Raw genomic sequence first — 4561 nt, 5'->3', positions numbered from 1 at the left:
AAAGAAGAAAACACGCGAAAAAGTCAGAAAAACGGAGAAAACATTAATTTATTGAGGGAGGGATTTATTCATATCAAAATTAAAGATACCGGTATAGGAATTCCGGAGGAACAAATAAAAATGTTAGGCACTCCATTTTTTTCAACGAAAAACGAGGGAACGGGTATGGGGTTAACCCAAGTCTTTACAACGATTCACCAACATGGCGGCACTATACATATCAGCAGCAAGGTGGAACATGGTACTGAATTTCATATTCAGATTCCCGCAGAACCTTGAATTCCCCCCCTAGACCCCCGAACCAAAGTAACAGAGTCTTGGAGGGCATCTTCCTTTCAAAGCAATTGATCAAGAGAAATGACATTCAATTGTTAAATGGATCTCTTTAGAAAATACTAGATTCTCCTCATTTATTCATGATGAAGAATCAGGTATTTTTTTAATTCTGTTATGTGAATCTATTGTGCGTGATTGATCGGTTTTCTTATTATGCCGAACCTCAAATTTCAGATTATGCTTACAATGCAATCTGGAGATTCCAAAAATATCGAATATTTTTAAGGTAAGTATCAAAAGCCCGTCCTGTCATCAGCCACTTTAATTGACGGTAGATTCGGAACCGCCAATGACGGTGGCTTTTTGCTTTCCTCACCGCCGTTTCGGAGACAATTATATTTCGCCTTTGTTTGTCGGCGTAAAAAAACTGCTCCGAAGAGCAGTTAGAACAGCGGTCGGACGCGGTACTTGGCATGTCGGTGGAGCCAGAACTTCGAATTTCCAAACTTCACGTACCAGTCCGTATCGAGCTCAAGGTTGGATGGCAAGAAGTGCTTTCCTACTTGAATCATCACGGCATCACCACAACGTAGCGAGCAAAGCAACTCTTCTCCATCGTACACGTTCCAACGCTCGGTATCTCCATGAAATCGTATCTCATTCATATTTGTCATCCCTCACTGTTCCTTAAATTCAGCTAGGATCCTCGTCACATGGACGGTATCAATCATTTTGTCTTTTCGCAGCACTGCATCCAGAAGCGCAGCGGTGCAGACGTTATTTATCTCTCGGCATATCCCCCGAGCATGCGCGTATATGGCGTCCATCGCTTCTGTCGTAAACACCGGCCCTGTACTTCCGGCAACCTCCAATTGGTGGGAGATGTAATCGCGGCACTCCTCGAGCGACAAGCCTTCCAAATGAAAACGCACGTTCATCCGCTGTGTAATCGGCTTGAAGATTCTCAGTTGCAACGTGGCCTGTAGTTCCGGCTGTCCAATGAGCAGCAGGGCAAGCGGCGAAATCGAGTCCATACGAAAATTCGTCAAAAAGCGTATTTCTTGCAGCATGTCTCCTGAAAGCAGGTGCGCTTCATCCACGACAATAACGGCGACCTTCTGCTGGTTCTCGTACAAATCCCATACGAGGTGCTGGAATTGCCGTTTGGCTTCGCTGCGCAGAAACTTGGGCGGCAAGCCGAAGTGGTGGAGGAGTTCACGGTAAAAGTCCCTTGGTTTCAGATTCGCATCCGACAGATAGATAAACCGGTACTTGTTCGGATCCAGTTGGTCTTTCAAGTAGCGAACGGCTGTCGACTTGCCGCAGCCAATTTCACCGGTGACGCAGCCAATCGAGCGAGTCATCACCATATACTGCATCCGTGCTACACATTCTTCGAATCGCTTGGAGCGGTGCAGATGCCGTGTTTCAATCTCCCGGGTGAACGGAACGCGCTCCCACCCGAAGAAACCACGAATCATGAGCGATTCACCTCTTTCATCGCTCGCGAAAGCGCAGCGCCTTGCGCTTCGCGGGTCTGCCGTTTCTGTTCTTCCACCAATAATTCCACATAGTTGAGGCCCGTCTTCGGCGGTTGCATGACGGCCTTCGGTTCATCCTGCTTCGGCCGGTTTTTCGGATCGCGGAGCTTCATTGGCTTCGCGTCTTCATAGCGCTGGCCGTCCTTCCACACCTGGATGACGGACAGGTCGTGCGGATCGAATCGCACCTGAATCTTCGAGCCGGCAAGCTCTGTCTGGACCTCGAATATCGTGCCCAGCAGCGAGATGCATCCCGTTTTGTCCACTTTGCGGGATTCCTCCAGCAAGAATACTTCTATGAGTTCATGCGGCGGCAACATGCGAATCGGGTGGTCGTCTTTTTGGTATCGGTCGACTGGGCGCTGCTTAAAGCTGTTGTGGACTTTCTGGTGGTAAGCAATCTCAAGCCACGCCGAGAAGAATCGATTCAAATCGTTAAGCGTCTGGATCTTCCCTTGTTCAATCAGGTCGTATGCCTCCGGCACAAAGCTCTGGTCGACAAATCGGAAGAACTTTTCTTGCTTCCCGCGTCCCATAGGACGTCCGGGGCGAGTATGCTTAAGCTCTGCCCCCAGTCGCCCGCAAATCCGCTCAAAATGGTGTGAAGAATAGATGCGCCGTTATCGACATAGATCATTTCCGGCACTCCGTTCTTTAAAATCGCCTTCTTCAGGCAATCCTCCAGCCGGGCCACACGTTCCTCGAAATAGAACTGGCCATGCACAACGAAGCGAGAGTAATCGTCAATGAAAATAACCAGATAGGCCATGACCTTCTTGCCGGGCTTGTCCGGATGCGGAAGGTAAAGGGTATGCTGCACATCGCCTTGCCACATGCTATTTCGGTGCGTGGCTTCAAACCGGCGAAAGTGGCTCCACCCCGTATTCAGTAACGCTTTGCGCGTGACGCCGCGACGGCGAAGCTGCTTGCTAAGCGTGCTTTCTTTCAGGGTGCCGGGGGCCACGAATGCCGCCAGTTCCAGAATCGCAATAATCTGCCTGACGCTTCGGCCGGGTTGCTCCTGCTTTAAGGCAATCGCTTTGGCAAGCACATCCTCGGGGATTTCCCTGGTCGTGAGTTTGTCTGCTCGGACGGAGGGCAACAGCGCCTCCCATCCGCCTTCGCGATACGCTTTTAAATATTGCTCAAGCGTTCGTAGACTAATTCTCCTTCGCTGTCCCGACGACGTTTCATACTCATGGCTTACAATTTCGCGCATCAACGCCATCTGTTCTCCGGGATCCAATTTGCGGCTAACCAGTGATGCAATTAAGCCATAACGGAAGTTGGCTTCTTGCTGCCTTGCTTGCTCATCCATGCTAAATCTCCTCTCCCTGTGGTCTATGAGAGTATCGCATAGACGCTAGAAGCCAGGGAGGGCGCATATTTTGTGGGATCAGGAGGGCAACTTGCCGTCCAGGCGATTTTTAAAGCAATTTTGGAGGCGATTTTCGTTTGCCTTGCTCCTTGGCGTTGGGTTCATCATGGTGGGGTAAAGGTGGAGCATATCCGTGTCGTCCCCCTGGGCTACGAGTTTCCCAGCAACCCATAGTGCTGCATCCGCTGCGCGGCGCAGATGTCTTGCCCACCAGCGTTTCAACGTACGGCGGCTATAACGCACGGCAGGAGTTGTTGTGCTTTCTGTCGTCTGCCGCCAAGAGAATCCCTTGTGCTTGCGCTTTAATGCCGCTTCTCGCACCCAAGTCGCATACCGGGCCCATGGAATCAGGAACTCCGGCAGGAGGGAGATTGTTATTCTACAGGTAGGACAATATCGACGGTAGATCGGGATCTGGATGACCTCATGCTTCGTCACAATTCCTCGCCAATAACGACCGTGTTTATGGAGAAGCCGACCGCAGTTTTCACAGCAGAGCTGGACGTCAGGAGATTGATTTCCGAATGTGCGTAAATAAGCCTTGCAAGAAAGGCCGAAATAAAGTATTTTTGACATGATGAAGTGAATGCTCCCGGGGATCCTCGCCAAAGGTTCGGGAGCATTTTCCTTTTTAATCGACAATAGCCTAATCCACCGTCATTGTACAGAAGGGATTAGGCTATTGTCGGCTGTTTATTCGGTTTGGCTCCGCCACACCGAATGGCGAATTCATGCCTTTTTCCCGCCATAAAGTCAGGCGGCGAACACCGTCCAAAAGACTGATGGGCTTTTAAGCTATTATAGGTTAATGATGTCAATCTTTGTGGGACCTAACTCCACCAGAGACCTATTCATCCAGAATCATTTTCTATCAAAGGGCAATTCCAAGGAATTTGAAAGGTCGGAAGAAGCTCCCAAAAGTAATGGAATAATAATGACATGATTCTGGAGGCCGATGGCCAAAATGATGATCATATAACCTTGAAGCACGGAGATTTTGGTATCGTTATGGATGCCTGCCACCACATTTCATTATTGTCTTCCATAAAGAAGCATTTCCTATTCGCTTCGATTCCATACTCCCCGCTTATTTGATGTATCAGTTGGGAAAAGAAAATGAAATAAGCGGCTGATCATCATGTGACCAGCCGCTTACACAGATTTTTACCCAAACTTATGATATTGATCTACTAACCATCATTGTCCGGCTCCAACAACGCCTGCAAAATACGATAAGCCTGTCGTTGCTTGGCATCGTCATGTTGCAACAATAAAAGAATACTGGCCCATAACCATTTTCTCTGTTGCAGCTTGGCTTCTTTTTCATCATTGAACAATTCGTATACACTCATATCTAAGGCGGTTG

The 4561-nt window shown here is 48.8% G+C and carries 6 protein-coding genes; 1 reads left to right on the top strand and 5 read right to left on the bottom strand.

What is annotated here, in order from left to right:
* Positions 1-279 (top strand): ATP-binding protein (locus ACFFK0_RS22880; RefSeq protein ID WP_377472681.1); only part of this gene is annotated, 279 nt, incomplete at its 5' end.
* Between the two features lie 440 nt (positions 280-719).
* Here ACFFK0_RS22880 and ACFFK0_RS22875 read toward each other — a convergent pair.
* From ACFFK0_RS22875 to ACFFK0_RS22855, 5 genes are all read right to left on the bottom strand, one after another.
* The gene (locus ACFFK0_RS22875; RefSeq protein WP_176220599.1) at positions 720-941 is read right to left on the bottom strand and encodes a DUF5348 domain-containing protein; all 222 of its coding nucleotides are present in this window, start codon (positions 939-941) and stop codon (positions 720-722) included.
* Positions 942-953: 12 nt separating this feature from the next.
* Entirely contained in the window at positions 954-1757 is an 804-nt protein-coding gene (locus ACFFK0_RS22870) for an ExeA family protein (RefSeq protein WP_080832318.1), read from the bottom strand.
* Positions 1754-2137, bottom strand: a complete 384-nt coding sequence (locus tag ACFFK0_RS22865; protein ID WP_240353107.1) for a Mu transposase C-terminal domain-containing protein — start codon at positions 2135-2137, stop codon at positions 1754-1756. The genes ACFFK0_RS22870 and ACFFK0_RS22865 overlap by 4 nt, the downstream gene beginning before the upstream one ends.
* Positions 2138-2280: 143 nt before the next feature.
* Positions 2281-3135, bottom strand: coding sequence for a DDE-type integrase/transposase/recombinase (locus tag ACFFK0_RS22860; protein ID WP_377472680.1), 855 nt, complete (start codon positions 3133-3135; stop codon positions 2281-2283).
* 78 nt (positions 3136-3213) lie between these two features.
* On the bottom strand, positions 3214-3837 hold the full coding sequence (locus ACFFK0_RS22855; protein ID WP_377472679.1) for a DUF6431 domain-containing protein: 624 nt from the start codon (positions 3835-3837) through the stop codon (positions 3214-3216).
* Between the last annotated feature and the right edge of the window lie 724 nt (positions 3838-4561).

This window comes from Paenibacillus chartarius (genome assembly GCF_042432825.1).
GTDB lineage: Bacteria > Bacillota > Bacilli > Paenibacillales > NBRC-103111 > Gordoniibacillus > Gordoniibacillus chartarius.
This window is presented reverse-complemented; position numbering and strand designations above follow the sequence as displayed.